The 25514-nt window shown below is 72.6% G+C and carries 26 protein-coding genes; 9 read left to right on the top strand and 17 right to left on the bottom strand.

What is annotated here, in order from left to right:
- Positions 1-73: 73 nt before the first annotated feature.
- The 5 genes from BMW99_RS34860 to BMW99_RS34840 form a co-directional block, all read right to left on the bottom strand.
- Entirely contained in the window at positions 74-691 is a 618-nt protein-coding gene (locus tag BMW99_RS34860; RefSeq protein WP_245791760.1) for an HAD family hydrolase, read from the bottom strand.
- 141 nt (positions 692-832) lie between these two features.
- The gene (locus BMW99_RS34855) at positions 833-1825 is read right to left on the bottom strand and encodes a phospholipase D-like domain-containing protein (protein ID WP_069466629.1); all 993 of its coding nucleotides are present in this window, start codon (positions 1823-1825) and stop codon (positions 833-835) included.
- A 351-nt stretch (positions 1826-2176) separates the two neighbouring features.
- Complete coding sequence (locus BMW99_RS34850) at positions 2177-4270, bottom strand: glycoside hydrolase family 31 protein (protein ID WP_079138939.1); 2094 nt, start codon at positions 4268-4270, stop codon at positions 2177-2179.
- 133 nt (positions 4271-4403) lie between these two features.
- Positions 4404-5660, bottom strand: coding sequence for a hypothetical protein (locus BMW99_RS34845; protein ID WP_069466630.1), 1257 nt, complete (start codon positions 5658-5660; stop codon positions 4404-4406).
- A 291-nt stretch (positions 5661-5951) separates the two neighbouring features.
- Positions 5952-7958 carry a glycoside hydrolase family 2 protein gene (locus tag BMW99_RS34840; RefSeq protein ID WP_245791759.1) on the bottom strand — a complete coding sequence of 669 codons (2007 nt, stop codon included), beginning with the start codon at positions 7956-7958 and terminating at the stop codon, positions 5952-5954.
- 252 nt (positions 7959-8210) lie between these two features.
- On the opposite strand from BMW99_RS34840, the gene BMW99_RS34835 reads away from it, so the two are divergent.
- The 4 genes from BMW99_RS34835 to BMW99_RS34820 all read left to right on the top strand — a co-directional run bounded on the left by BMW99_RS34835 (position 8211) and on the right by BMW99_RS34820 (position 12534).
- Positions 8211-9203, top strand: a complete 993-nt coding sequence (locus BMW99_RS34835) for a LacI family DNA-binding transcriptional regulator (protein ID WP_245791758.1) — start codon at positions 8211-8213, stop codon at positions 9201-9203.
- Between the two features lie 149 nt (positions 9204-9352).
- Positions 9353-10693: an extracellular solute-binding protein gene (locus BMW99_RS34830; RefSeq protein ID WP_069465716.1), complete on the top strand. Its 1341-nt coding sequence runs from the start codon at positions 9353-9355 to the stop codon at positions 10691-10693.
- Entirely contained in the window at positions 10690-11637 is a 948-nt protein-coding gene (locus tag BMW99_RS34825) for a carbohydrate ABC transporter permease (RefSeq protein ID WP_069465712.1), read from the top strand. Before BMW99_RS34830 ends, BMW99_RS34825 begins: the two co-directional genes overlap by 4 nt.
- 21 nt (positions 11638-11658) lie before the next feature.
- Positions 11659-12534, top strand: a complete 876-nt coding sequence (locus BMW99_RS34820; RefSeq protein ID WP_107451666.1) for a carbohydrate ABC transporter permease — start codon at positions 11659-11661, stop codon at positions 12532-12534.
- Positions 12535-12551: 17 nt separating this feature from the next.
- Here BMW99_RS34820 and BMW99_RS34815 read toward each other — a convergent pair whose 3' ends face one another.
- On the bottom strand, positions 12552-13034 hold the full coding sequence (locus BMW99_RS34815; RefSeq protein WP_069465714.1) for a hypothetical protein: 483 nt from the start codon (positions 13032-13034) through the stop codon (positions 12552-12554).
- Between the two features lie 75 nt (positions 13035-13109).
- On the opposite strand from BMW99_RS34815, the gene BMW99_RS34810 reads away from it, so the two are divergent.
- Complete coding sequence (locus tag BMW99_RS34810) at positions 13110-13709, top strand: PadR family transcriptional regulator (RefSeq protein WP_069465717.1); 600 nt, start codon at positions 13110-13112, stop codon at positions 13707-13709.
- Between the two features lie 60 nt (positions 13710-13769).
- Here BMW99_RS34810 and BMW99_RS34805 read toward each other — a convergent pair whose 3' ends face one another.
- The 4 genes from BMW99_RS34805 to BMW99_RS34790 form a co-directional block, all read right to left on the bottom strand.
- Positions 13770-14294: a pyridoxamine 5'-phosphate oxidase family protein gene (locus BMW99_RS34805; RefSeq protein ID WP_075018189.1), complete on the bottom strand. Its 525-nt coding sequence runs from the start codon at positions 14292-14294 to the stop codon at positions 13770-13772.
- Position 14295: 1 nt separating this feature from the next.
- Positions 14296-14772: a DUF1579 family protein gene (locus tag BMW99_RS34800; protein ID WP_069467612.1), complete on the bottom strand. Its 477-nt coding sequence runs from the start codon at positions 14770-14772 to the stop codon at positions 14296-14298.
- 65 nt (positions 14773-14837) lie between these two features.
- Positions 14838-16193, bottom strand: coding sequence for an RNA polymerase sigma factor (locus BMW99_RS34795; protein ID WP_075018188.1), 1356 nt, complete (start codon positions 16191-16193; stop codon positions 14838-14840).
- Entirely contained in the window at positions 16166-16585 is a 420-nt protein-coding gene (locus BMW99_RS34790; RefSeq protein ID WP_069467591.1) for a YciI family protein, read from the bottom strand. The genes BMW99_RS34795 and BMW99_RS34790 overlap by 28 nt, the downstream gene beginning before the upstream one ends.
- Before the next feature lie 313 nt (positions 16586-16898).
- Here BMW99_RS34790 and BMW99_RS34785 point away from each other — a divergent pair, with 313 nt between their 5' ends.
- Positions 16899-17675 carry a polysaccharide lyase family 7 protein gene (locus BMW99_RS34785; RefSeq protein WP_079139126.1) on the top strand — a complete coding sequence of 259 codons (777 nt, stop codon included), beginning with the start codon at positions 16899-16901 and terminating at the stop codon, positions 17673-17675.
- Positions 17676-17830: 155 nt separating this feature from the next.
- A complete protein-coding gene (locus BMW99_RS34780) occupies positions 17831-18502 on the top strand; it encodes a cysteine hydrolase (RefSeq protein WP_069466729.1) in 672 nt (223 codons plus the stop codon).
- Positions 18503-18600: 98 nt separating this feature from the next.
- On the opposite strand, the gene BMW99_RS34775 is transcribed toward BMW99_RS34780, so the two are convergent.
- From BMW99_RS34775 to BMW99_RS34765, 3 genes are all read right to left on the bottom strand, one after another.
- Entirely contained in the window at positions 18601-19452 is an 852-nt protein-coding gene (locus BMW99_RS34775) for a class I SAM-dependent methyltransferase (RefSeq protein ID WP_069466730.1), read from the bottom strand.
- Between the two features lie 79 nt (positions 19453-19531).
- The gene (locus BMW99_RS34770) at positions 19532-20329 is read right to left on the bottom strand and encodes a formylglycine-generating enzyme family protein (protein WP_069466731.1); all 798 of its coding nucleotides are present in this window, start codon (positions 20327-20329) and stop codon (positions 19532-19534) included.
- Between the two features lie 59 nt (positions 20330-20388).
- Positions 20389-20976, bottom strand: a complete 588-nt coding sequence (locus BMW99_RS34765) for a TetR/AcrR family transcriptional regulator (RefSeq protein ID WP_069466732.1) — start codon at positions 20974-20976, stop codon at positions 20389-20391.
- A 257-nt stretch (positions 20977-21233) separates the two neighbouring features.
- Here BMW99_RS34765 and BMW99_RS34760 point away from each other — a divergent pair, with 257 nt between their 5' ends.
- Positions 21234-21998 carry an SDR family NAD(P)-dependent oxidoreductase gene (locus BMW99_RS34760; RefSeq protein WP_069466733.1) on the top strand — a complete coding sequence of 255 codons (765 nt, stop codon included), beginning with the start codon at positions 21234-21236 and terminating at the stop codon, positions 21996-21998.
- On the opposite strand, the gene BMW99_RS43245 is transcribed toward BMW99_RS34760, so the two are convergent.
- Both BMW99_RS43245 and BMW99_RS34750 read right to left on the bottom strand, forming a co-directional pair.
- A complete protein-coding gene (locus BMW99_RS43245; protein WP_079138960.1) occupies positions 21926-22426 on the bottom strand; it encodes a DUF1963 domain-containing protein in 501 nt (166 codons plus the stop codon). The two genes, BMW99_RS34760 and BMW99_RS43245, sit on opposite strands and share 73 nt — an antisense overlap.
- A gap of 91 nt (positions 22427-22517) precedes the next feature.
- Complete coding sequence (locus BMW99_RS34750) at positions 22518-22967, bottom strand: HIT family protein (protein ID WP_069466734.1); 450 nt, start codon at positions 22965-22967, stop codon at positions 22518-22520.
- 150 nt (positions 22968-23117) lie between these two features.
- Between BMW99_RS34750 and BMW99_RS34745 the strand changes: the two genes are divergently transcribed.
- Complete coding sequence (locus BMW99_RS34745; RefSeq protein ID WP_069466735.1) at positions 23118-23834, top strand: histidine phosphatase family protein; 717 nt, start codon at positions 23118-23120, stop codon at positions 23832-23834.
- 90 nt (positions 23835-23924) lie between these two features.
- Here the strand turns inward: BMW99_RS34745 and BMW99_RS34740 are convergent, their stop codons facing one another.
- Complete coding sequence (locus BMW99_RS34740) at positions 23925-24416, bottom strand: nucleotidyltransferase domain-containing protein (RefSeq protein ID WP_069466737.1); 492 nt, start codon at positions 24414-24416, stop codon at positions 23925-23927.
- 13 nt (positions 24417-24429) lie between these two features.
- Complete coding sequence (locus BMW99_RS34735; RefSeq protein ID WP_069466736.1) at positions 24430-25059, bottom strand: HD domain-containing protein; 630 nt, start codon at positions 25057-25059, stop codon at positions 24430-24432.
- Positions 25060-25514 lie beyond the last annotated feature (455 nt).

Raw genomic sequence — 25514 nt, 5'->3', positions numbered from 1 at the left:
ACCGCCCGCGTCGCCAGGATTGTCGCGTGCGACGACGCGGCTGGCCGCGTCGCGGCGTCGGGCGGGCGCGGCGTCAGAGGGCCAGGCGCGAGGCGAGGGCGGTGCGCAACTGCGCTACCTCGCGATAGTGGAGGCCGGACATGCCGGCGGCGCGGGCCGCTTCGACGTTGGCGGCGGAGTCGTCCACGAACAGGCAGCGGCCGGCCGGCACTCCCGCGCGTTCCGCGGCGATCGCGTAGATGGCGGGATCGGGTTTGGCCACTCCGACACGTGAGCTGTTGACGACGGCGTCGGCCACGTCGTGGAGGCCGAGACGGGCGAGGTCTTCGTCGAGCCAGACGGTCGCGTTCGTCACGAGGACGACAGGCACGGTGCCGCGCAGCCGCCCGAGCATGCCGACGACCTCGGGGTCCACGCGGTTGGGGGCGCCGGTGAACGCCGCGGCCAGCTCCCCGGCCCGGCTCCCGCCCACGCGGGCGGTCAGACCCTCGGTGATGGAGGCGGCCCACTCGGCGCGGGTCAACCGGCCGAGCAGGAGGGCCCGTTCACGTTCGGGGGTGAACGCCGTGCGCAGCGTGTCCCCGGCCTGAAGCCCCGACTCCTCCTCGAGCCGGTTCAGTTCGCGGTGGTCGAAGAAGCGGATCACTCCGTCCAGGTCGCACAGCAGGGCATCGAAGTCGTGGCGGTCCATGACCGGGATCATGCCAGGTATATGGTCCGCGCCCGCGCGGCAGGGGCGCGCGGGCGCGGAGTTCGGGAGGTGCCGGGGAAGCATCGGGAGGCGCGTCCCGCGGGGTGGCCAGAGGGGTGGGTCAGGAGTGGAGCGCCGGCGTCACGCCGGGGTGCCGCCGCTGAAGTCGCCGTTGAACGTGGTCTCGACGGTCGTCGCGACCGACTCGGCGACACCGGTCCCCGTGAGGATCAGGCCCAGCTCGCGGTTGCTGCTCAGCGAGTTGCTGCTGATGTTCATCGAGCCGGCCTCCACCTGCTGGGTGGTCAGGCCGTAGTCGGCGACCATGGCCTTGGCGTGGATGTAGAAGCCGTTGGGGTCGGAGTACCCGACGACCTTGCCGCCCGCGGCCTTGATCGCCGACACTTCGCTGGCATAGCTGGACGGGGTCTCCAGCACCACGCGCACGGCCACGCCAGCCTTGGCCCGCGCCACGATCGCGTTGACCACCGTGCTGTCGCTGAGCTCCAGTTCCTCGACGTCGAGCTTGGAGGTCGCGCCGTTGATCACGGTCAGCAGCCGGTTGCGCGAGTCGGTGGGCGACCACAACAGGTGGTCGCCATCGGTCGGGGTGATCGAGCTGCCGGCGTAGTCGGCGTTGAAGACCTTCTCGATGGACGCGACGTCGCGGGTGTCGTCGTCGAAGACCCCGTAGTCGCGGCTGGTCGTGTAGTACTGCGAGGTCAGGTTGCCGGTGAGGATCAGCGACTGCGTGCCGTCCACCGTGATGGTCTTCTGGTGGGTGTACACGAACGCCGACGGCGACCAGACCACGCCCACACCCGCGCCCGTCAGGGCGCTGTACGCTGAGGAGTTGGCGCTCTGGTGCGCCCGGTCGAGGACGACCCGCACCGTGACGCCCTTGTGCTCCAGGGCTATGAGGTCGTTGACCGCGGTGGTGTCCTCCAGCTCGTACATCGTCATGTCGAGGGAGGTGGTGGCCGAGTTGATGAAGCTGTAGATGGTGGGCTGGCTGCCGCTCTGCGAGAAGGCGAACGCGGAATAGCTGGCGGCGTTCGCGGGGACCGCGGTGGCGAGGACGGCGGCGGCGGCCGCGACGGCGACACCTGCGCGTCCGAGGACCTTCGACAGCATGCGTGACTCCTGGTAGTCGGTTGAGGCCCACCCATTGGCGAGCGTGTGCATGACACCACGCGCGTAGACCTCGGGAAAGAGCGGAGCCGTGAACAAGTCGTGACCGCCCGTCCAACCAGGCGGCATTCCGGACAACGCGCAGGTCGGGGCGGTTCACGAGGAGACCGCGAGTTCGCAAAATCTTCGTATCCGGCGCACGGGCCGCCGCTGCCGCCGTTGCCGCGACCGTCGGCGGGCCGGTCCGCTCAACGCGACGGCCGTGGGCCGCTCCACGAGGTGGAGCGGCCCACGGCCGTCAGGTCGGGAAGGTCGGGAAGGGCGGGACGGTCGGGAAGGGACTACCGGCAGGGACTAGCGGAGTGCCTTGAGCGCCTTCGCGGCGCCGGGCGCGCCGAGCTTGACGAAGACCGGCGTGGTGCCGAGCGGTGCCTGGTAGCCGGTGAGCGTCGCCGGGCCGTGCACGGCGCGGTGCCCGCTGACGTCGTACCAGGTACCCGGAGGCAGGTGGACGGTACGGCTGGTACCGGTGGCCAGGACGGGAGCGGCCAGGACGGCGGGACCGAGCATCCACTCGTCGGTGAGGGAGTACGCGGCCTGGTCCTGCGGGAAGTCGAAGAACAGCGGGCGCATGATCGGGTCACCGGTGGCCAGGGTGTGCTGGACCTGGTCCCAGATGTACGGCGCGAGCCGTTCGTGCTGCTGGATGGCCGCCCGGTACAGGTCGATGGTCTGCTGGTCGTAGACCACCGGCTTTCCGGTGGTGGTGTCCACGGTCTCCACAGGCGAGGTCGAGGAGTACATCAGGGGCATCAGCGACGCCGACTGCGCCCACCGCACCAGGACTTCCTTGGTCGCCGGGGGCTGTCCACTGGAGCCGCCGATCATGTCGGTCTCCACGAACGGGTATCCGATGGTGGAGATCGCCAGGTTCTGCGTGACGGAGGCCTGGAGGGAGTTCCAGCCGGTCCCCTTGTCGATCTGCCGGGTGACGAAGCCGGCCTGGTGTGCGTTGGTCGTCCAGTGCACGCGCACGCCCACGCCCTGCTGGTCGAACTGGTCGGTCAGCTGGGCGCCCAGCCGCTGGTAGTCCGCAGGCGCGTACCCGGCGTCAGGCTTGCAGGACTCGTCGAAGAAGCGGGTGTCGAACTTGAAGCCGTCGATGCCGTACGTGCTCATCAGCTTCTTCAGGTTGCCGAGGTACCAGGCCTGGGCGTCCGGATTCGCCAGGTCGACGATCCCGGCGGTGCCGTTCCACCAGGACACGGTGCAGGGCTTGGCGGGGTCGGCCGCGGACTTCAGCAGGTAGCCGTGGTCGGCGGCGTACTGGTAGTTGACGGAGTCCAGGTTGATCCAGAGCGTGACCCACAGCCCGAAGTCGTCGCCCAGGGCGTGCAGGCGGTCGGAGAGCCCCTTCGGGTCGGGGAAGGTGGCCGGGTTGAAGGTGAGGTTGCCGTACTCCGACTCCCACCGGTCGTCGAGCTGGATCGTGTGCCCGTCGAGGCCGTTGTCGTGCAGCTCGGTCGCGTAGGTGAGCAGCTTCTGCTGGTCCACCTTGGTGTAGTACTGCGCCCACGAGTTCCACAGCGGCTTCTGGTACTGCGCGTACGTGGCGTCGCTCTTGGCGGGCTTGCCGACGATGCCGATGTAGTCGCGGTAGACGGCCAGCGGAGTGGACTCGACGAAGACCGTGGCCTTGTACGTCGCGGGCGAGTCGACGGTGAACCGCCCCAGCCCGTCCTGTCCCCCGTTGATCGCGACGTCCATGACGTCGCCGGTGTCGACCCGCAGTCCGGTGGCGGCGGAGGTGTACCAGAACGGGTCGATCATCTCGTACGACGCCGGGCCGAACCCGGAGTGCACCACCTGGCCGCTGTCCAGCGGCCACGGCTCGTCGGTACCCGGGCCGCCCTTGGGCGTGGCGGTCTCGCCGTGGCCGTACCAGTGGCCGGCGGACGCGAGGTCGTAGGCCAGGCCGAGCTGATCGGCACTGCCGCCGGCGACGTCCCAGTCGAGCTGGTAGCGGTCGGCCTGCGGGGTGATCCGGGCGGTGGCGGTGGCACCGGCGACGGTCGTGTCGGCGGTGAGGGTCAGCACGCCGTCGTGCCAGCTCCAGCCGGTGACACCGGTGGCGTGCTGCCACTGGCCGCCGGAGCGGAACCGCAGGGCGCCGGTGTCACCGGGGGCGGTGCCCAGGACCGTGCGGCCGGCCCGCGTGGTGGTCAGGGCGAGCTGACCGGTGGCCACGTCGAGCCGGTAGCCGGGGGCGTCGGCGCTCCCAGGCTGGGTCAGGACGACGGCGCCCGGCGCTGAGGCGACGGTGGGTCCGGCCGATGCGGACTGCTGGGCGGCGGAGGACGAGGTGACCGGGGACAGGAACGTCCCCGTCACGGCGAGCAGGGTGGCGGCGAGCAGAGTGCCGCGAGGAATGCTCCATCGTGCGTGCACGCGTCTTCTCCCACTGAGACAGTGATGAATCGCTGAGCGGTGCTGCAAGATCCTGAGCGATGCATGTCATGTTCACGCAGTACTCGGCAGGTGTCAACGCGCGCCGCGGAAATGGAGGTTCGGCCTCCGCGGGTCAGCGCCGCAGCAGGGCGCGCGCCTGCACGCCCGTGCTCTGCAGGGGCTGAAAGCCCTGCGCAAGCAGCTCGGCGGTGAGCGAGAGGGTACCGGCGCCGCGGCGGGGGCTGCCCTGGGCGACGGTGAACGCGGTCCGGTAGGCGCCGCCAGGTCCGAGGTCCACGGTCGCCGACGGGTTGACGACGGCGATGAGGGTCCGCCCCGGACCGGCTGCCAGGGTCACCGGCTTCCCGTTCGCGGTCACCACCAGGTCGCCCGGCGCCAGTCCGCCGGGGCGGGAGAACACCAGCCGGGTGCCGACCGAGGTGTAGAGCGGGCCGTTGCGCGGGCTGGAGAAGGTGACCGACCCGTCGAGCGTGCCGGCAGGCCGATCCCCGGTGCCGCCCGGGCCGCCGGGAGCGGTGCCCGCGCCCGCGCGCTGGGCTGGGCCGGCGGCCTTCGCCGTGGCGCCCCGGGTACGGGGGCCCGCGTCGGCGGAGGTGACGATGCGGCCCTGCGCGGTCGCCCGGCCGGAGGTGAATTCGTAGACGGTGCCGTTGACCGCGATGTTGTCGACGTAGGTGTCCAGGCTCGCCGCCGCGTCGCCCAGGCGCCCGACGTTGGCGATGACGCCGATGGCCCCGTCACCCGCGGCCTTGCAGGCGGCGGCGTAGGCGCTCAGCGGGTGGCTGCTGCCCGCCGCGAACGAGCTGACCGCGCGGGAGGTGGCCCACAGCGAGGATGGTCCGGCGACGAAGTGCCGCCAGGTGTCCACGACGGAGCCGCTGCGGCCCTGGGCGTCGGTGGCCAGCTGCGGCTGGAAGCTGAAGGTAGTGAACGCGCCGTTGCAGAAGGACGGCAGCTGGAGGTTCGCCCCGAAGGCGGCGGCCGACGGGGTGGACGTCCAGCCCCTGACGTAGCTGTCGTAGGACGGCACCAGGTCCGCGATGCCGGACAGCGGCACCGTGCGGTTGAAGTAGTGGGCGGCCTGTGCCTGCTGGGCCTCGCGACCGCCTGACACCGCCAGGTGGAGGCTGCCGTTGAACCGCTGGCCGTCGGCGAACGGCACCACCTGCTGGACGCCGGCCGGCCGGCCCGCGTTCGCCGGGTTGTCCTGCAGGCGCACCCACGGCCCGGACGGGCCCAGGTCAGCGGCCGTGACCTGCTGGATGGCATAGGCGGTCGCGGCGGCGGGCGCCGCGGGGCACAGCAGCGGCGCGGCCGCTACGGCGGCCGCGACGGCCGTCGCGGTGAGGGTGGCGATCATGCGGGGCATGGCCTGAGCTCCCGTCAGCAGGACAATGGACGCGAACCAGATCGGTCCCACCCGCGATCCGCCACGACGCCCCGGCGCCGCCGATCTCACCCGGACGGGCCGCCGCCGGGGCCCTCGCCTCCACCGCTCGGCCGATCCGCCCCGACCGCGCGGGCCGGGCCGGCGGGGCGGGCCGCGCCCCGCGCGCCGCCGTCCGGAGGACGGTGGCGCGCCGGACACGCCCCGACTCCCCCGGGCGGCCGCAGCTCGTCGTGCCTCAGCGCGGCCGGCGCACGGGGCGACGTCGGGCCCTCACGCCTCGGCCGCGCCCGCCTCCCCGTCCTTCTCACCGGTGACGATGCGCCGGATCGTCTCCAGCGGCAGCTTCGGCGAGCCGTCCTCGAAGAGCAGGCCGTTCGTCTCCTGTGCGGTGTCCCTGAACTGGGTGTAGCAGAAGCCCGCCACCAGCGGGCTGGCCCGCAGCGCGCCGAACAGATCGGCGAGCAGCGCCGCGTACTGGGTGTCGGAGCTGGTCCTGGTGTAGGAGAACTCCCCCGCGTCGGCGCGCAGCGACAGGCCGCCGAACTCGGTGACCATCAGCGGCACTCCGCCGGTACGGAAACGGTCGGCCTGCGCGTCGGTGGCGGCCAGCACGCGGCCGGCCGGGCCGGGACCCTCCAGGACCGCCTCGAACGCCGTCCGGTCGCCGTAGCGGCGGGTCAGCGTCTCGGGGTCGGAGGTGTAGTCGTGCACGCCGAGGATGTCGCTGTCGGTGTGCTCCCAGCCCTCGTTCGACAGCACGGGCCTGGTCGGGTCGAGCGCGCGGGTGAGGTGCGCGAGGGCGAGCGAGTAGTGCCGCTGGGCCGCGTCGCGCGGGATCTCGCCGGCCCCCCAGCTCTCGTTGATCGGCACCCAGGTGACGACGGAGGGGTGGCTGCGGTCGCGCCGCACGAGGTCCAGCCACTCGCGGGTGAGCAACTCCACGGCTTCCACACCGAACTCGTAGGCCGCGCCGGTCTCGCCCCACACCAGGAGACCGAGCCGGTCGGCCCAGTACAGGAAGCGCGGGTCCTCCGCCTTCTGGTGCACCCGCACCGCGTTGAAGCCCATGGCCTTGATCAGCTCGACCTCGCGCCGCAGTTCCGCGGTGCCGGAGTTGGCCAGCAGGGTGTCGGGCCGGTAGCCCTGGTTGAGGACCGAACGCACCTCGTACGGGCGGCCGTTGAGCAGGAAGGCACCGCCGCCGACCCCGGCGCTGCGGACACCGAGATAGCTCTCGACGACGTCGAGCACCACGGGACGGGACGCTGAGCCGCCGGCCGTGTCGCGGCCCTGGCCGGGAACGCCCGGGCCCCGCAGCGTGACCCGCGCCTGCAGCAGGACGGGGTGTTCGGGGCGCCACAGCAGTTCCTCGCGGTCGATGCCGTTGCGCAGGGCGGGGATCACCACGTCGATGCTGCTGCGCGGGGTGCTGACCTCGGTGGAACCCGCGGCCAGGACCTGCCCGTTCAGGCTGACCTCGATGTCGACGGCGAGCGGCGCCGAGGGCACCGCCGCGAGCGTCAGTTCGGCGGTGGCGCCGCGCGCCGGGTCGGGGATCCACGCCAGGTCGGCGACATGCTGGGCCGGGACGGTCTCCGACCACACGCTCTGCCAGATCCCGGTGGTGCGCTCGTACCAGACGGCGTGCGGTCGCGGCTGCCAGTCCTGCTTGCCCCGCGGCTGCGCGAGGTCGCCCGGGTCGTCCTGCGCACGGACGACGAGGACGTGCTCGTCCGCACCGGGCCGCATCGCCTCGGTGACGTCGGCCGTGAACGGCGTCTGCCCGCCGACGTGTTCGGCGACGAGGTGCCCGTCGAGCCAGACGCGGGCGCGGTGGTCGACGGCGCCGAAGTGGATCAGTGAGCGGTCGCCGGGGCGGGCGCCGGACGGCACCAGCACCTGGTGCGGGATGCGGCGGCGGTACCAGACGACGGGGTGCGGGGTGGTGTCGCCGATCCCGGACGCGGGGGCCTCGGGCGGGAACGGCACGGTGATCTCGCGGTCGAACAGCGCGTCGAAGAGCCGGTGGCCCGGCTCTTCGCCCGCTCCGGCCCACCCGCCGTACGCGCCGGTTCCGGTGTCGTCGAAGCCGAACTCCCAGACACCGTCGAGGCTTTCCCACCGCGGGCGGCGCAGCCCGGGCCGGGGGTAACTGCCGTCGTCGGCGCCCGCGCCCCGGAGATGCCGTGCTTCCGCCACCGGACCCGTTCCCGGCGCTCCACCGGTCTCCTTGCCGTCACCGCTCACGTGCCCTCCGTCCTGCGCTGTCGACCCCACGGGTCCTCCTCCGGCCGGCCCGGCCATGGCTGTACGGTGCGTTCCTGTCATCGAGAGCCCTGTCATGATGAGTGATCGTTTGCAACGATGCAAGAGTCGGGTGGCGGCACCCGGCCGGCCGCCTCAGGGTGCCGCGGGCACCCCGCGGCACCCGCCGGATGCGGCAGACTCCGGGTGCCGACGCGACGGAGAACGGAAAGGGGCCGATCGGTGGCCAAGGTGCGGATGCGGGATGTGGCGGAGCATGCCGGCGTGTCGGTGCGGACCGTGTCCAACGTGGTCAGCGGCTACGCCCACGTCAGCCCGTCCACGCGGGAGCGCGTGCAGCGGTCGCTGGACGAGCTCGGCTACCGCATGGACTTCCTCGCCAAGGGGCTGCGCTCGGGCCGCACCGGATTCGTCGCCCTGGCCGTGCCGTTCCTCGCCGAGCCGTACTTCGCGGAGCTCGCGCAGGCCGTCATCCACGCGGCAGCCCGCCGCGGGATCACCGTGCTGGTCGAGTCGACGGCCGGCGACCGCGAGGTGGAGCGCCGCATCCTGTCCGGCGGCCTGACGAACGTCGCGGACGGCGTCCTGCTGAGCGCCCTGACCCTGCCGGCCGCCGACGTGGGCTCGGCCGTGCCGGACTTCCCGCTGGTGATGCTCGGCGAGCACAGCGTGGGCGACCACCTGCCGCGGGTCGGGATCGACAACGTCGCCGCCGCCCGGACCGCCGTGGCCCACCTGGTGGACCAGGGCTGCCGGCGGATCGTGGCGCTCGGCCGCAACGACAGCGAGAACGGGCGCCAGCGCACGGAGGGTTACCGGCAGGCGATGGCCGAGGCCAAGGTGCGGCGGGTGAACTGGCTGGTCGTGCCGGTGGAGGACTGGACGCGGGCCGAGGGGTACGCGGCGGTGCAGGAGCTGCTGGACGGCGACGGACCGCTGCCGGACGGCGTCTTCGCGTTCAACGACGCGCTGGCCGTCGGAGCGCTGCGGGCCCTGGACGCCTCGGGGGTGCGGGTGCCCGACGACGTGGCGGTCGCGTCGATCGACGACATCCAGGAGGCGGCGTACACCCATCCGCCGCTCACCTCGATCGCGCCGGACCTGGACGCCATCGCCGAACGCGCCCTCGACCTGCTGGAGCGGCAGGCGAGCCCCGACGCGGAGGCGGACGGTCCGCCGGAGCCGGCGGCGGTGGAGCCGACGCCGTTCCGCCTGGTGGTCCGAAGGTCCTCCCAATTCCGGCCCGCCGAGGGCTGATTGAGCCCCCCGTCCGTGGCGGCGTCCAGCGGTGGTGGAGGCCGGTGGCCGTGGTTTCCGAACTATTGCATCGATGCAAATCCTGTGTCATGGTCTCGGCCATCGAGTTCACATCGAGGTGACGAGGTGGATGCCCCATGGGCGGAGCGATGGCACGCCGACGGTTCCTCGCCCTCGGTGGCGGTCTCGCCCTCACCGGCTCGCTGGGGGCGTGCGCGTCCCCGGTCGTCTCGGGGCTGACGGGCACTCAGCCCGACACCGCCGACGTCATCTTCTGGAACCTGTTCACGGGCGGCGACGGCGCGAACATGGTGCTCATGGAGGACGCCTTCCGCGCCTCCCACCCCGGCACCTCGGTCGAGGCGACGATCCTCAGCTGGGGCAACCCGTACTACACCAAGCTGGCACTGGCGACGGCCAGCGGCACTCCTCCCGACGTGGCCATCGCACATCTCTCGCGGCTGCCGTTGCTGGCGGCGTCCGGCCTGCTGGAGCCTGTCGCGGACACCGGCGTCGCCGAACTCGGCGTCACGCGGGACCGGTTCACGCCGGCCGCCTGGCAGAAGGCCACCGTCGCCGGCTCGGTGTTCGCCGTGCCGCTGGACACCCACCCGTTCGTCCTCTTCTACAACGCGGATCTCGCCCGGAAGGCGGGCCTGCTGAACACGGCGGGCGACGGACTCAAGGACATGCGCGGCAAGGACGACTTCGTCGGCGCGTTGAAGGCGATGAAGGACGCGGGCGCGCAGTACGGCGCGGTGATGTCGATCACCGCGGACCCGTCGACGGCGTGGCGCTGCTTCAGCATGGTGTACTCGGGCCTGGCCGGTCCGGTCGTGTCGGACTCCGGCACGCGGATCACCGTCGACGACGCGGCGATGGAGGAGTCGTTCGCGTTCCTGCGCGAGCTCACCTCGGGCGGGCTGATGCCGGGCAGCCTCACCGGCGCGGGCGCGAACGCCCTGTTCTCCACGGGCAAGGCCGGCTTCCTGTTCGACGGTGAGTGGCAGATCCCGTCCTACCGGCTCATCAAGGACTTCCGCTTCAACGTGGTGCCGTTCCCGGCGCTGCTGGGGCCGAAGCCGGTGGCGTACGCGGACTCGCACGCGCTGGTCGTGCCGCGCAACTCCCGCCGTTCCGCGCGGCGTACGGCCGATGCGGCGGCGTTCGTGAAGAGCCTGCTGGACAACAGCGCGGTGTGGGCGCACGGCGGGCACGTGCCGGCCTGGCTGCCGACGCAGCGCAGCAGGGCGTTCCTCGACCAGTCGCCGCAACGCAACTACGTGCAGGCGGCGTTCAGCGCGGTGTACGACCCGGTGGCCTGGTACACGGGCGCCGGATCGGACTTCCAGAGCACGGTGGGCGCCACGATCATCGAGGTCCTGGCGGGGCGGATGAGCCCGAAGAGCGCGGTGACCGCGATGCGTTCCGACCTGAAGCGGTACACCACGGCCCGACCGCCGGTCACGATGCAGGAGGCTTCCCGATGACGACCGTCGCCTCGACGCGGCCGGTACCCGCCCCGGCCAGGCCGGCCGCGGCCGACCGCCGGCCGTCCGCCTCGGAGGGGCGGGCCGGGCTGCTGCTCAGCGGTCCGTTCCTGCTCGTGTACGTGGTCTTCGTGATCGGGCCGCTGCTGGTCGGCGCGGTGGTCAGCTTCTTCAACACGACCACCGTCAAGAACGGCCTGGGGGCCTGGGTCGGGCTGTCCAACTACACCAGGGTGTGCGGCGATCCGCTGTTCTGGCAGGCGATGTGGCACTCGGTGCTCTTCACGCTGTTCACCACGCCTCCGCTGGTGCTGCTGGCCCTGCTGTTCGCGGTGCTGGCGGCACGGATCCGCCGCGCCCGGGTCTTCTACCGCATCGCGTTCTTCGCGCCGTACGTGGTGCCCTCGTCGGTGGTGGCGCTGATCTTCCTGTGGATGTACACCCCGCAGGTCGGGCTCGTGCCCAAGGTGTTCGACGCGGTGGGCCTGCCGGTGCCGGACTTCATCGGCAGCACGTCGGGCGGCTGGACCGCGGTGACGCTGATGACGCTGTGGTGGACGTTCGGCTTCAACTTCGTGCTCTACACGGCGGCGATCCAGGACGTGCCGGGCGACGTCTACGAGGCGGCGGCGCTGGACGGCGCGACCCCCTGGCAGCAGATCCGCTTCATCACCATCCCACTGCTGGCCCGCACCACGAGCCTGGTGGTCATCCTGCAGATCGTGGCCTCGCTGAAGGTCTTCGACCAGATCTACCTCCTGCTGAGCGGTGGCCCGAACCAGTCGACGCGGCCGGTCATCGAGTACATCTACGACACCGGCTTCACCTCGTACCGCGGCGGCTACGGCGCCGCGGCCACCCTGATCTACTTCGCCGTGATCGTCGCGATCTCGGCGGCCTGGTACGGGCTGCGCCGCTGGCGGGCCTCCCGAGCGGCAGCCTGAGCGGAGGACACCGTGACGACCGTGACCACCAGTAGCCCGGCGCGGCGCGCCGAGAGCGGCGCGAGGCCGCGTACCGCCGACGCCGGCACCCTGTTCAACCGGCTCTGCGCGACGTGCCTGACGCTGTTCGCACTGATCTGGCTGGTGCCGTTCGTCTGGGCGCTGGTCACCTCGCTGCGCCCGGACGGCTCGATCACCCAGCACCCGACGTCGCTGTTCGCCGGCGGCTGGTCGCTGCACGCCTACCGCTACGCCTGGGACAACTACCCGATCGGCTCGTGGTACCTCAACTCGCTGGTGATCTCGGGGCTTTCGGTGGTGCTGACCGTGGTGCTGTGCTCCATGGCCGCGTTCGCCCTGGCCTACCTGCGGTTCCGCGGCCGGACGGCGGCGATGGCGCTGGTGACCGCGGGCCTGATGCTGCCCAGCGAGGCACTGGTGCTGCCGCAGTTCATCGAGTACCGCTCCCTGCACCTGCTGGGCACCTACTGGGCGCTGGTGCTCCCGTCGGCGGTGGCGCCGGTCTCGGTCTTCGTGTTCCACGCGTTCTTCCGCGGCATCCCGCGGCCACTGATCGAGGCGGCCCGGATCGACGGGGCGAGCTGGTGGCGGGTTTACGCGACGGTGGCCATGCCGATCTGCCGGCCGGCGGTGGCCACCGTGGGCATCCTGACGTTCATCACGTCCTGGAACGCCTTCCTGTGGCCGCTGCTGGTGCTCAACCAGACGAAGTCGCAGACCGTCCCGGTGGGTCTGGCCTCGCTGGTGAGCCCCAGCAACATCCAGTACGCCGAGGTCATGGCGTCCTCGGTGCTCGGGTTCCTGCCGCTGGTGGCCGTGTTCCTGGTGTTCCAGCGGCAGATCGTCCAGGGCGTCGCGACGACGGGCATCCGGTAGGCCGGGCGCCGGCCCGGTCAGCGGACGGCGGCGCGCGCCGGGTCGTCGACGGTGGGCAGGTCGCCGTCGCGGTGGGCGCGGCGCAGGTCCCGCAGGTAGGCGCGGGAGCACATCGCCGACAGCTGGGCGACGCCGCCGCGGTGGAGGCGGATCTCGCCGTCGGCGGCGGTGCCCGACAGCACCAGCCGGCGGGCGCCCTTGCCCCCGTCCGGCGTGGCGTACGCGTCCTTGACCTTGCCGCGGCCGGTCCAGGCGAGGTCCCAGTGGTCCACGGTGACGTCGTCCGGCAGCAGCAGCTTGAGCACGCAGCCGGACAGATCGGCGCGGATCGTGACCGGCTCCTGCCAGTCGATACCGGGCGAGCGCAGGTCCAGGACGACGGAGGACCGGCGGGCGCGGATCTCGAAGGCGGTCGCCTCGGTCCAGTGGCCCAGGTGCTTGACGGTGGTGTGGTCCGCGTGGATGCGCTCCGCGGACGTGAGCGGTGTCGTGGTCTCCATGGCATTGATAGTTGCAGTGCAATTAGTCTCATGTCAACTAGTAACGACGTGACGTCTGCGGATAGACTCGTGAGCATGGCCATGCGCAGTTCCCCTCTCGCCCTCACCGTGCTGTCCCTGCTGCACATGCAGCCGCTGCACCCCTACGGCATCCAGCGGCTGATCAAGCAGTGGGGCAAGGACCAGGTCGTCAACGTCAGCCAGCGGACCGCCCTCTACCGCACGATCGACCGGCTGCTCGACGCCGGCCTGATCTCCGTCCGCGAGACGGAGAGGGATCAGCAGTACCCGGAGCGGACGGTCTACGAGGTCACGGACGCGGGCCGGGCGGCGCAGCGCGCGTGGCTGCGCGAGATGCTCGCCGAAGTGCGCACGGAGTACCCGGAGTTCCCCGCCGCCCTGTCCTTCGTGCTCATGCTCACGCCCGCGGAGGCGCGCGAGGTGCTGGCCGAGCGGGCGGACACGGTGCGCGCCTCGATCGAGGCGCTGGACACCACGGCCCGCCACACCGCCGAACTCGCCCTCCCCCGCGTGACGATGCTGGAGGACGAGTACCGGCGCGCCGTACTGGCCGCCGAGTTGGGCTGGCTCGACGCGGTCACGGGCGACCTGCTGTCCGGAACGCTGACCTGGGACTTCGACAGTCTGGCCGCGCTGGCGCAGGCGGAGAGCTGACCGTCGGGGTCGAGCGGGTCGCACCCGGGACGGTTGGTCTCGCGGGCGGCGGGCCGGAGTTCAGCGGTCGGGGTGGCCGTCCGCGAGGCTCACCGTGACGCGGTGGTCGGGCCGGCCGTCCTTGGCCAGCACGCCGTGGGACTCCGCCACCGCACGGTACAGGCGCATCTCGCCGCCGGGGCGCACGTCGTCGGCCGTCCAGGCGCGGCCGCCGTGCAGGAGCGAACGCGCGGAGAACGCCTCGATCCCGCGGGCCGCGCCGGCGCCGGCCAGTTCCTCGGCCACCGCGGGCATGTAGACGCCCTGCCCGGTGCCGATCGGCGCGTGCGAGTCGAAGACCGCGAGGCCCACCTCGGGGCGTCCGGCGATGTTGCGCGAGTGCGTGACCTCGGGTGACGACACCCAGAAGAACTCGGTGAAACCGATGTGGGCGAAGTACACGGGCGACGCCCAGGGCCGGCCCGCGGCGTTCGCCGTCGACAGCACCAGGTAGCGATTGGCCTCGATGATCTCGCGCACCAGGGCGCCGCGGGGGCGTGGGGAGCCGGGGGTACGCGGGGAGCCCGGTGTGCCCGGGGTGGTCATCTCAGGCCGCCCTGCGGTAGGTCAGGGCGAAGTCGTGCTGCCACGAACCGCCGTCCTGGCCGGTCTCCCACGCCCCCTCGATCGTGCCGGAGTCCTCGCTGAACGTGCCGACGAAATGCTGCCGGAAGTCCAGCGGCGTGAAGTCCGCCGACTCGCGCGTCAGCGTCCAGACGCGGTTGACGAAGGTCATCGCGTACAGCCGTGCCACGCCCCGCGAGTCGAAGTAGTGCTGGACGTACTCGCCGGTCTCCGGGTCGGGGCCGACGACCGCGAGGGCGTCCGGCGCCTCGGGGATGTCGATCTCGGTGCGCTGCAGCAGGAACCTCCCGTCCAGCGCCCACTCGAACCGGCAGCGTGCGGGCACTCCCCCGTCGTCACCGTCCGGCCCGGGCGGGCCACCGGGGAAGCGGGCCTCGACGGCCCAGTCGCCCGTGAAGACCTCCAGTCGTGCCAGCATGTCCGCCCTGCGGTCGCCCATCACCGTTCCTCCACGATGCGGTTGCGGATGCTCTCCTCAGGTACGACGGCGGCGGGCAGGGGAACTCATCGGCGCGGGCCGCCGTCCCCGAGCGCGGCCGCCTTGCGGAGCAGCACCGCCCGCTCCCGCGCGTTGCCGCACAACCGCGCGGCGAGCTCCAGTTCGGCCCGTGCCTCGTCCGTCCTGCCCATCCGGGTGAGGAGTTCGCCGCGCACGCTCGGCAGCAGGTGGGATCCCGAGAGGCGGCCGCGCGCGACCAGGTCGTCCACGAGCGGCAGCGCCTGACCGGGGCCCTGCGCCATCGCGACGGCCACGGCCCGGTTGAGCTCGACGACCGGCGACGGCGCGACGCGGCCGAGCGCCTCGTAGAGGAGCACGATCCGCTCCCAGTCGGTCTCCGCCACCGAGGCCGCCGACGCGTGGCAGGCGGCGATCGCGGCCTGCAGCCCGTACGGGCCGAGACCGCGGCCGAGGGAGGTGGCGCGGCGCAGCTCCGCGAGTCCGCGGCGGATCGCCGAGCGGTCCCACAGCCGCCGGTCCTGGTCCTCCAGCAGCACCGCCTCGCCGTCGGGCCCGGTACGCGCGGGGAAGCGGGCGGCGGTCAGTTCGAGGAGCGCGAGCAGGCCGTGGACCTCGGGCTCGTCGGGAAGCAGGGCGGCCAGCATGCGGGTCAGCCGGATCGCCTCGTACGCGATGCCGGGGCGCAGCAGGAGGTCGCCGGACGTCGCGGTGGAGCCCTCGGTGAACACGACGTAGAGCACGCTGAGGACGCCGCCGAGCCGGGCGCGCCGCTCGTCCGCCGGGGGCAGTTCGAACGGGACGCCGGCCGCGGCGATCGTCTTCTTCGCCCGGGTGATGCGGGCCTGCACGGTCGGCACCGGGACGAGGAACGCGCGGGCGATCTCCTCGCTGGACAGGCCGCCGACGGCCCGCAGCGTCAGCGCGACGCGGGCCTCGGGCGACAGCACGGGGTGGCATGCGACGAACATCAGCGCCAGCACGTCGTCGTCGACCCGGTCGGGGTCCCAGGGAAGGTCGTCCGCGGTGTCCCGCGGGGCCGCCGCGCCGGCGTCTGCCTGGCCCTCGGCGAGCGCGCCGGCCAGCAGCGCGTACCGCTCGTCGAGGGCCGCCTTGCGGCGGAAGCCGTCGATGGCGCGCCGCCGCGCGGTCGCCAGCAGCCAGCCCGCGGGACTGTCCGGCGCCCCGTCGCGGGCCCAGCTGACGAGCGCCTCGGCCAGGGCCTCCTGGGCGACGTCCTCGGCGAGGGCGAAGTCCCCGGTGTAGCGGGCCAGGGCGCCGACGATGCGGGCGGACTCGATCCGCCACACGGCCTCGACGGCCCGCCGGGCCGCGTCGGCGTCCGGCGGGCCGCCCGGGGCGTCCTCCTCCGCGCTCAGAGCTGGCCGGTCCGCTCGCGCCATGCCCGCTCCTTGATGATCCACTCGTTGTCCTGCGGGAACTCGTCGATCGTCGGCACGCGCCGGATCTCGCACTTGGAGCCGGTCATCGCCGGGATGCGCCTGGCCCACTCGACGGCCTCCTCCTTGGACGCGACGTCGAGCAGGTAGAAGCCGCCGAAGAGCTCCTTCGTCTCGCCGTACGGCCCGTCGGTGACGACCGGCGTCTCGCCGCCGAAGTCGACGACCACGCCCTCGCGCGGATCGTCCAGGCCCTCGGCGGCCACCAGCACGCCCGCCTTGATCAGCTCGTCGTTGAACCGCCCCATGGTCTCGAGCATCTCCTCGAACGGCGTCTCCATCATCTTCGCGACGGACTCGTCCGTACCCCGCAGGATCAGCATGTACTTCGCCATCGTTCGCACTCCTCGGTCCAAGGTCGCCTGTCGACCCTCTCACTAACAGGTCGAACGGCACGCGCGCGGATCGACACGGCCGGCGAACGTGCCGCGGGAAATTTTTCGCGGGCCGGCGGGTGCCTCCCGCACACTCCTCAGGGCGTTTGCATCCATGAACTTACTGGTCCAGGCCAAGGTGGGCGTTCGGGCATTTATCCAGGTTCGCAAGGGGCGTTGACCGGGTCCCGAGGGTGGTGCTAATCAAGTTCCACCCCACAATGTGGACGGTGTCTGTGTATGTGAACCGTCCTGAAGCGGAAGGACCCCCCACATGACCTCACGCACCACACTTGTCGCGCTGGCGAGCAGCCTCGGCATCGCGGGCACGCTCGGCCTGCTGGGCACCACCGCGCAGGCCGCGTCCCCGGGTGTGGCCCCCGGCGGCAACTTCAACCTGTCCGTCTGGGAGCTGCAGGAGCCGGTCGGGTCGCCGGGCTCGCCGACCACGATCCCGTCCTCGGAGCTCCAGGGGGCGAACGGGTTCCAGGACAGCTACTTCTACACCGACAGCCGCGACGGGGCGATGACGTTCTGGGCGCCGGAGAAGGGCGTCACGACCCCCAACTCCAACTACGCGCGCTCCGAGCTGCGCGAGATGAACTCCAACGGCAGCGCCGCCGACTGGGCGCTCGGCGGCACCCACACGCTCAAGGCCACCCTGCGCGTGGTGTCCGTGACGTCCAACGTCTGCGTGGGCCAGATCCACCTGGGCACGGGCGGCTCGTCCACCAAGCCGCTGATCGAGCTGTACGTCCACTCCAACGGCGACATCGTCGCCGGCGTCGAGAACTCCCCGTCGGGCGGCCAGACACCGCACCCCGTGGGTCACGTCTCCGTCGGCAAGACGTGGAGCTACACGATCGGCGTCACCGGCGGCGACACCATCAACCTGACGGTCAACGGCAGCACCACGCACTACGCCATCCCGTCGTCCTTCGACCCCTACAAGATGTACTTCAAGGCCGGCTCGTACAACCAGTCGTCCTCGGACAGCACCACGAACGGCGCCCGCGTCGCGTTCTACGGTCTGACCGTCGCCCACAGCTGACGCGTCACCCTCCCGCGTCAGCCCCGGCCGGGCCCGGCCCTTCCCCCCACCGCCGGGCCCGGCTGCCGTCGCCGGCACCGGTGCCACGGGTCCCGGGGCGCGGCGGATGTCCGGGTGCGGGCGGAGATCGCCGCACAACGGGTAGCGTCACCCCCGTGGATGAGCGAAACGGCCTCGCCGTACCCCGGTCCCTTGAGGAGCTCTGCGATCCCCGGCGGCTCGCCCTGCTGGTCTACGACATGCAGGTGGGCATCCTCGGGCAGATCCGCGACCGCGAGCGCGTCATCGGCCAGGCGGTGGGCGTGGTCGAGGCGGCGCGCGCCGCGGGTGTGCGGACGTACTTCCTGCGTCATGTCACGCTTCCCGTCGAGCTGATGGGCGCGTCGCAGCTGCGGATGTGGCGGGCGTGGCAGGGCAAGGAGCGGGCCGCCGACGTGGTCTCCGCGTTCCCGCCGGACGCGCCGCACACCCAGCTGATCCCGGAGCTGCGCCCCACCGAGCGCGAGGCGGTGCTCGACAAGCTCACCATGTCGGCGTTCGAGAGCACCTGGCTCGACCTCGCGCTGCGGGACTGCGGCATCACGACCGTCGCGCTCATCGGCTGCGCCATGGAGATCGGCATCGAGCCGACCGCACGCCACGCCGCGGACCTCGGCTACGTGCCCATCGTGGTCACCGACGCCTGCGGCGCAGGCAACGAGGAGGCCGCGCACCGCTCGCTGGAGTCCCTGCGTTTCGCCGGCGACTCCGTACTCACCACGGCGGACGACTTCCGCGCCGCCCTCAAGTCCGCCGCCCAGCAGGCCCGCCCGGACCGGCCCGCCTGAAATCCGGCCGCGGTGCGGCCGGTCCACCCCGCAGGGCTCGGACCGATCCTGCGCGCCCTGGCGCCGAGGACCCGTCTCGACGGCGCGGACCCCGGCCGTCAGGTGAGGGGGCGGCGGCCCCAGGCGGAGATCATGGGGGCCGTGGTGAGGTCGAGGCGGCCGGTGGCGACGTTGGCGAGGTGCTGGTCGATCTCCTCGTCGGTGGCGAGGCCCTTTTCGACCAGGAGGGGGCGGATCTGGCGGACGGTGGCGTCCTCGAGGAGGGTGCAGGCGGGCGAGGTCATGGGGAAGTACGCGTCGGCCTGGACGTCGGCGAGGCCTGCCTCGCGCAGCACGCGGGGCAGGGTCCGGCCGTAGGCCAGGTCGGCGCCGCGCGCGGCCATGAGGGTGCGGAACCCGTTGCGGAGGCGGTTGGCGAGCCGCTGCTCGGGGCCGGACTCGTCGGGGCACAGCAGCGGCTGCAGCTTGGGGTCGGCGTCCTCCAGGAGGAGCCAGCCGCCGGGGCGCAGCGCCTGGACCATGCGCCGCAGGGCTTCGGCGCGGTCGGCGACGTGGACCAGGACGAGCCGGGCGTGGACGAGGTCGAACGCGCCGGGCGGCGGCGGGTCCGCGGCCACGTCGTGGGAGAGCACCTCGATGGGGCCCCCGGCGACGTCCCGGACCCAGGACACGTCGATGTCGGTGGCGACGACCGCACCGCCCGGCCCGACGCGCTCGGCCAGCCCGAGCGGCACGGAGGCACCGCCGGCACCGACCTCCCAGCAGCGCATGCCGGGCCCGATGCCGAGCCGGTCGACGTGCCGGAAGGTGACGGGGTCGAAGAGTTCCGCGAAGGCGCTGAAGCGGACGCCCGCCTCGGACTGCCGGTTGGCCAGCAGGTAGCCCTCGTCAGGGTCGGTGTCCTGCCCGGCCAGGGGTGTCGCGTCCCCGCCGGTGCCGTGCTCAGCCATGCGGTGATTCTCGCAGACGGGCGGTGGCGCACCTGGTGGCGGGCGGCCCCCGCACCGCCTCGTGGCGCCTGACGACGGTTCATAACGGGAGCACCGGCCGGGTGGAGAAGTCCTCGCAGAGGTCCTGGCCCTCGGGCCCGTACACGAACTCGGCCATCGCCGGATTGCGGTTGGCGGTGGCCAGCGGCAGCCACGCCAGGACGTTGCCGTAGCCGCCGCACACGGACTCACCGCCGTCGCCGCCGTGGATCGCGGTGACGTCGCTGGTCAGCTCCGCACGGTAGGTGTCGTAGGCGATGTGCAGGCCCAGTGCGCTCAGCTCCTGCTGAGGGCCGGAGCCCGAGCCGTACGGGATGCGGTCGAGGGGGCACTCGTCGCCCCACCGGAACAGCGTGCCGGCGCCGGCGCCGCAGGCGTGCTCCCACTCGTCGGCGCTCGGCATGCGCAGCCCGCGGGCCGCCAGCGCGCCCGGCATCCCGGCGGGCAGCGTGGTGAGGTTCTCGTCCTCGACGGCCATCAGGACGGTGGGCACGACCACGCGCCGGTGCGGGCTCAGCACCTCCTGCAGGTAGGCGCGCAGATCGGGTCCGGGGCCGAAGCCCTCCGCGACGCTCTGCGCGTAGTCGGCCTCCTGCTGAGGCGTCCCGTGCCAGGTGCCGGCGTCGAAGCCGAGCGTCACCGCGCCCCCGGGGACCAGCGCGAAGTCCTGCGCGCGGCGCTCTATCCGGGCACGGTGCAGGGGCACGCCGAGGTGCTCGACGGTTTCCACGGCGACGAGGCGGCCGCCGGCGGCGTCCGCCGCGTCCTGGGCGACGCGGCGCGCGGTGGCGGCGTCGAACGAGCGCCACTGGTCGAGGGTGAGCTCCGCGAGAGTCATGGCGGCAGTGTGCCAGGAGCCTCTGACACCACCTCAGATCCGGTCCGGCACGCTTCCTCTCAGTCCTTCACGACGCCGTGCAGCAGCAGGTCGACGAGCCGCCCGGCGAGGTCGGGCTGCCGCTCGGACTCGGCCATGAGGCTGATCCCGCCGAGCATCATCAGGACGGCGTGGGGTTCGGCGTGCGGCTGGACGAGCCCCTGGTCGCGCCCCCGGTCGAGCAGCAGCGCCACGGCGTCGGTCAGGTGGGCGCGGGTCTCCAGCCGCTCGCCCTCGTCGGTGAGCACCAGGCGCAGCGCGTCGGCCATGCCCTGTTTGGCGGCCATGAAGGCGAGGAAGCGCTCCATCCATCCGCGGAGCGCCTCCGTGGGGGGCCGGGCGGCGGCGAGTTCCGGTGCGGCCTGGCACAGCTGCTCCACTTCGTGGCGGTAGGTCGCCTCGATGAGGAGTTCCTTGGAGGGGAAGCGCCGGTAGAGGGTACCGACGCCGACGCCCGCCGCGCGGGCGATGTCCTTGACCGAGGCGCCGGCGCCTTCCTTGGCGAAGGCCGCCGCAGCGGCCTTGAGCAGCAGGTCCTCGTTGCGCTGGGCGTCGGCCCGCAGGCGCCGCTGCGGCCGCTCGGTGCCGTCCTTCTCGCCGGCGGTCATCACGGGCTCCTTCCCTCGCGCCTCCGCTCACGCTTGCAACCGGAACCAGTTCCGGTTACCTTCGAAGCGGAACCAGTTCCGGATAGAGACACTATCGCAGGTTCCGTCCCGCCGCTCCAGCGCGGGGACCGCTCGGCGGCGCACGCCGCCACCGAGGACCCCAGCTCCGAGCAAGGGACCACCGGGCGGCCGTCAGCACGCGCGACCGGTCGCCGCAACGGACAATTCAGGCACACCGCATTTCGGAGGACCGATTCATGACTGGACGACTTCAGGGCACCGTCGCACTGGTGACGGGCGCGAGCAGCGGCATCGGCGAGGCGACCGCGCACCAGCTCGCCGAGCAGGGTGCGGCCGTCGCCGTCCTGGGACGGCGGCGCGACCGGCTGGAGCAGGTCGCGGACAAGATCCGCACCGGCGGCGGGACCGCTTTCGTCGTCGTCGCCGACATCGCCGAGCAGGAGCAGGCGGCAGCGGCCGTCGAGTCCGTCGTCGCGGAACTCGGCCGCCTGGACACCCTCGTCAACAACGCCGGTTTCATGGGCGTCGGACCCGCACTGGACTCCCCCCTCGACGAGTGGGACCGCATGCTGCAGGTCAACGTGCAGGGGCTGCTGTACGTCACGCACGCCGCCCTGCCGCACCTGGTGCGGGCCGCCGAGGACTCCCCCCGGCGGGTCGCCGACGTGGTGAGCATCAGCTCCACCGCCGGCCGAGTCGCCCGGCCCGGGACGGCCGTCTACAACCTGACCAAGTTCGGGGTCAACGGCTTCACCGAAGCCCTGCGCCAGGAACTCATCGCCAAGCGCGTGCGCGTCAGCGTCGTCGAGCCCGGCACCGTGGACACCGAACTGAGCACCCACCTGCGCGACGGCATCCGCGAGACCATCCAGCAGCAGGTCGCCGACCTCGAGCTCCTGCACCCGCAGGACATCGCCGACGCCGTGTCCTACATCGTCACCCGGGACCGCCGCGTCGCCGTCAACGAGATGCTCGTCCGCGCCGCCGAGCAGACCTGGTGACCGGGCGCCGGGCCACCGGCGGCAGCGGCGCGCTCAGCAGCACCGCCAGGTGAACCCGGCCTCCCGAAGCGCCCGGCGGCCAGGTCATCGAGGCGTATCGGCCAGTACCGGGTGCCGCGGTCGCCCCACACCATGTCCGCGTCGCCGTCGCTGTCGATCCGCGCGAGCAGCGTCCGGCGCCGTGCCTCGCCGTCCAGGGCGGGGTCGCGCGGGATCCGTCCCGGATTCCGCCACCGGCGTTGACCGCGGCCGGCGTCCGCGGGTGCCAGGGGTCGGGCGCGCTGCAGTCGACCTCGGCCGCCAACGGCACACGCGGATACGGAGCGAGGCCGTCGGGAGTGGCGGCCACGGTGGCCGCCGTGCCGGCCGGGACGCAGCGGACCCGCGCGGCAGCGTGCCTGTCGGGTCGCCGGTCCGGACCGGGGCATCCCCGTCGTCAGCCTCGGGGCCGCTGGTGCCCCGGGCCGGGCCGCCGTGACGGGCGGTCACCTCAGGCGTCCGCGGGACCGGATGGGCCGGTCAGGGGAGGTGGGCGCGAAGGGCCAGCGCCACCGCGTCGGCCCGTTCGGGCGTCAACTGCTCCGCATCCGGCGCGTGCAGCAGGGAGAAGACGCCGGGGCCGCGCAGTTCGGGTGCCAGGTCCGGCATGCGCGGCACCACGTGGAAGTGGACGTGGGCGAAGCCCTCGGCCTCGGCGAACTGGACCACATAGGTCTTGGCGCACCCGGTGACCTCGCGCAGCGCACGTGACAGGCCGACCTGCCAGCCGCCGAGGGCGGCGGCTTCCGCGTCCGTCAGGTCGTGGACGGCGGTGACGTGGCGGCGTGGCAGCAGCACCAGCCAGCCGGGCAGGGCGGTGGTGAACGTGTGCGCCACGCGCCACAGGTCGTCGCACGCCACGCGCTCGCGCGGCGGAAGCTCGTCGAACACGGCCTCCATGCGGCACGCGTAGCAGTCCGGAGGAGTCATGATCGGGAGCGTACGGCGGCCGGGTGCCGCGCACCAGCCACGGTACGGACGCGGTCCGGCGGCCTGCCGGCCGCGAGGGGCGGTTCGGCCGGGAGGAGTCGGGACGAGTCGGGCCGCCGGCCGGCGGTTCGGACCGAGGAAGGCGGGACCGTGACGCAACCCCTGGGATATCGCTGCGCCCTCCGGCGGCTGACCGTCGTCCGGCACGGGCAGAGCACGGCGAACGTGGTGTTCGCGGCGGCGGCCGAGACCGGCGATCCGGCGGTCGCCGTGCCGGAGCCGTGCGACGCCGTCGTGCCGCTGTCCCCGGACGGCGTGGAGCAGGCGCGGGCCGCCGGGCGGTGGCTCGGTGAGCTGGCGGGCGACGACCGGCCGACGGTGGTGGCGTGCTCGCCCTATCTGAGGGCGCTGCAGACGTGGGGAACGATGGCCGACGTCGCACGGCACCTCGGGGCCTCCCCCGGCGACGCGCTCGTCGACGAGCGGCTGCGCGACCGTGAGATGGGCGTCCTCGAACTGCTGACGCCCTCAGCCGTGCGGGACCGGGCGCCCGACGAGGCGGCGCGCCGCGAGCGGGTGGGCGACTGGCACTACCGGCCGCCGGGTGGCGAGTCGATGGCCGACGTCGTGGTGCGGGTGCGGGACTTCGTGGGCGAACTGTCGGCGGCCGCACCCGAGGGCGCGCACGTGCTGCTCGTCTCCCACGACGCCGTGGTGCTGGCGATGCGCCAGGTCCTCTCCGGCATCGGCGCACCGCCGCCGGGCGCACCCCTGATCCCCAACGCGTCGGTGTCCCGCTGGGACGGCGACGGGTCGCGCATGCGCCTGGCCGAGTTCGGCGGCGTCACGCACCTCGGCGGACAGTGACGCACCGCACGCGCGAGGCCTTCGGCGACTTTCGGCACCGCTGCTCGTCGCGGTCGGCAACCACCGCGGGCGGCTCCGGCTGTTCGCCGGTCAGAAGTGCGTGGCGATGCCGAACCGGTCGCGGAGCTGGGCCATGTCGTGCAGGTCGCGGTCCCGCGGGTCGTAACCCTGGTGGAAGTACACCTGCTGCTCGGCGGACAGGCACGGGACGGCCGAGCCGCCGACTGTGCCGGTGACGAAGCAGGAGGCCGGATAGGCGAAGGGCTTCCCGGGTTCGAGGGAGGACTGCTCGGCGGAGCCGTCCTCGGCGAACACCAGCGGATGCAGGTCGATCTCCAGGCCGTCCGCGTGAGCGACGACGAAACGCACCGGCCGCCAGTCGAGCGTCTCGGTGAAACCCGCTGCCGCGAGGGCGGCGACGAGGGCGGGCTCCTGTTCCTGACGGTGCATCACGTCGAGGTCGCCGTGCGGTCGGGTCTGCGCGCCGACCAGGGCGTCGATGCCCCAACCGCCGCCGATCCAGATGTCGGTGCCGGCCTGCCGCGCCAGGGCGACGATGGACAGGACGTCCTCAGCGGTCATCACCCGGCGCACGTTAACCGGTCGCTTCCGGAGGCGCCAACGATTTCACCGCGTGCCCGAGGGCACGCGCCTGCGCGTGGACGTCGGGCTCGCCGAACTCCGCGCGCAACCCCGCGAACGCCACGGCCTTGTCCTCGCCGAACCGCCGGATCTCGGCCGCGTAGGCGTCCGCGGTGAGGAAGCGCGGCGGCGTGGTCTTGCTGTGGAACTTGTCCGCGTACATCACGAGCCGCTCCTCCACCGTGACGGCCACGTAGTCGTCCGCGGGCAGCGGCAGCTTCTGCGCCTGGATGTCCCGTCGGGTCAGGCCCACACCGGTGTGCCGCGAGCAGAACCGGCTCAGCTCCTCGGGTAGCCCTTCGTCCCGCAGCAGTTCGTGCCCCAGCACCCCGTGGAGCAGATAGCTCTCGTGCACCCTGCGACCGGACGCGTCGTACAGGCGGTAGACCCCCACGTCGTGCAGCAGGCAGCCGACGCGCACCAGTTCGCGGTCGACACCCGCTTCGGCGCCGGGCGCGCCGAGAAGCTCCTCGGCGATCGCCCACACGGCTTCGCAGTGCGTGTGCACGAGGTCGAACAGCTCTTCCGACGGTGCGTGGCGCTCGTGCAGGGCGCGGATTTCGGCGGGTGTGGGCAGGCGCATCCGCGCAACGCTACCCGCGCGGGGTTGGCTGGGCTCGCCCAGCCCCCTGAGCCTCCCGGCCGTCCACCGGCCGGTGGGTGTGTTCGGCCTACGGGGTGCCTCGCGCTGCGCGCTGCCGTCTGCGGGTCTCGTCGTGGTTGTTCGCGTTGGGGGCACCTCCCGGCCGAAGGCTGGGGGACCTCGCGCCCCTGGTATGCGTGCCCTTTGTCCGTGGGGTCGGGGGCGCTCCGGAAGCGTCTCCTCGGAAATGTGCATACGGGTTCGCACGTGTTGTTGCCCGGGGGCCGCGCACATTTCTCTGCGGGGAGCACTTCCTCCCCACCCCCTCCCGCTTACCCACCGTGCGGCGGGGGACATGGGACACGGCCAAGCTCTGTCCTCCCGCAGACGGGGACCGGCCGGAAGGGGACGATCCGGGTGTGTCCCCGCAGAGCTTTGCAAGGCCCCGGCCCACC

The sequence above is a fragment of the Actinacidiphila rubida genome (assembly GCF_900110255.1).
Taxonomy (GTDB): Bacteria; Actinomycetota; Actinomycetes; order Streptomycetales; family Streptomycetaceae; genus Actinacidiphila; species Actinacidiphila rubida.
The sequence above is the reverse complement of the archived record's forward strand: the minus strand, read 5'-3'. Positions and strand labels throughout refer to the sequence as shown.

Excerpts from the sequence above, each read along its gene's own strand:
- BMW99_RS34860 (WP_245791760.1), bottom strand. The coding sequence starts at position 691 with ATGGACCGCCACGACTTCGATGCCCTGCTGTGCGACCTGGACGGAGTG.
- BMW99_RS34855 (WP_069466629.1), bottom strand. The coding sequence starts at position 1,825 with ATGCTGTCGAAGGTCCTCGGACGCGCAGGTGTCGCCGTCGCGGCCGCC.
- BMW99_RS34845 (WP_069466630.1), bottom strand. The coding sequence starts at position 5,660 with ATGCCCCGCATGATCGCCACCCTCACCGCGACGGCCGTCGCGGCCGCC.
- BMW99_RS34830 (WP_069465716.1), top strand. The coding sequence starts at position 9,353 with ATGGCACGCCGACGGTTCCTCGCCCTCGGTGGCGGTCTCGCCCTCACC.
- BMW99_RS34825 (WP_069465712.1), top strand. The coding sequence starts at position 10,690 with ATGACGACCGTCGCCTCGACGCGGCCGGTACCCGCCCCGGCCAGGCCG.
- BMW99_RS34815 (WP_069465714.1), bottom strand. The coding sequence starts at position 13,034 with ATGGAGACCACGACACCGCTCACGTCCGCGGAGCGCATCCACGCGGAC.
- BMW99_RS34810 (WP_069465717.1), top strand. The coding sequence starts at position 13,110 with ATGGCCATGCGCAGTTCCCCTCTCGCCCTCACCGTGCTGTCCCTGCTG.
- BMW99_RS34805 (WP_075018189.1), bottom strand. The coding sequence starts at position 14,294 with ATGACCACCCCGGGCACACCGGGCTCCCCGCGTACCCCCGGCTCCCCA.
- BMW99_RS34800 (WP_069467612.1), bottom strand. The coding sequence starts at position 14,772 with ATGGGCGACCGCAGGGCGGACATGCTGGCACGACTGGAGGTCTTCACG.
- BMW99_RS34795 (WP_075018188.1), bottom strand. The coding sequence starts at position 16,193 with ATGGCGCGAGCGGACCGGCCAGCTCTGAGCGCGGAGGAGGACGCCCCG.
- BMW99_RS34790 (WP_069467591.1), bottom strand. The coding sequence starts at position 16,585 with ATGGCGAAGTACATGCTGATCCTGCGGGGTACGGACGAGTCCGTCGCG.
- BMW99_RS34785 (WP_079139126.1), top strand. The coding sequence starts at position 16,899 with ATGACCTCACGCACCACACTTGTCGCGCTGGCGAGCAGCCTCGGCATC.
- BMW99_RS34775 (WP_069466730.1), bottom strand. The coding sequence starts at position 19,452 with ATGGCTGAGCACGGCACCGGCGGGGACGCGACACCCCTGGCCGGGCAG.
- BMW99_RS34770 (WP_069466731.1), bottom strand. The coding sequence starts at position 20,329 with ATGACTCTCGCGGAGCTCACCCTCGACCAGTGGCGCTCGTTCGACGCC.
- BMW99_RS34765 (WP_069466732.1), bottom strand. The coding sequence starts at position 20,976 with ATGACCGCCGGCGAGAAGGACGGCACCGAGCGGCCGCAGCGGCGCCTG.
- BMW99_RS34760 (WP_069466733.1), top strand. The coding sequence starts at position 21,234 with ATGACTGGACGACTTCAGGGCACCGTCGCACTGGTGACGGGCGCGAGC.
- BMW99_RS43245 (WP_079138960.1), bottom strand. The coding sequence starts at position 22,426 with ATGCCCCGGTCCGGACCGGCGACCCGACAGGCACGCTGCCGCGCGGGT.
- BMW99_RS34750 (WP_069466734.1), bottom strand. The coding sequence starts at position 22,967 with ATGACTCCTCCGGACTGCTACGCGTGCCGCATGGAGGCCGTGTTCGAC.
- BMW99_RS34740 (WP_069466737.1), bottom strand. The coding sequence starts at position 24,416 with ATGACCGCTGAGGACGTCCTGTCCATCGTCGCCCTGGCGCGGCAGGCC.
- BMW99_RS34735 (WP_069466736.1), bottom strand. The coding sequence starts at position 25,059 with ATGCGCCTGCCCACACCCGCCGAAATCCGCGCCCTGCACGAGCGCCAC.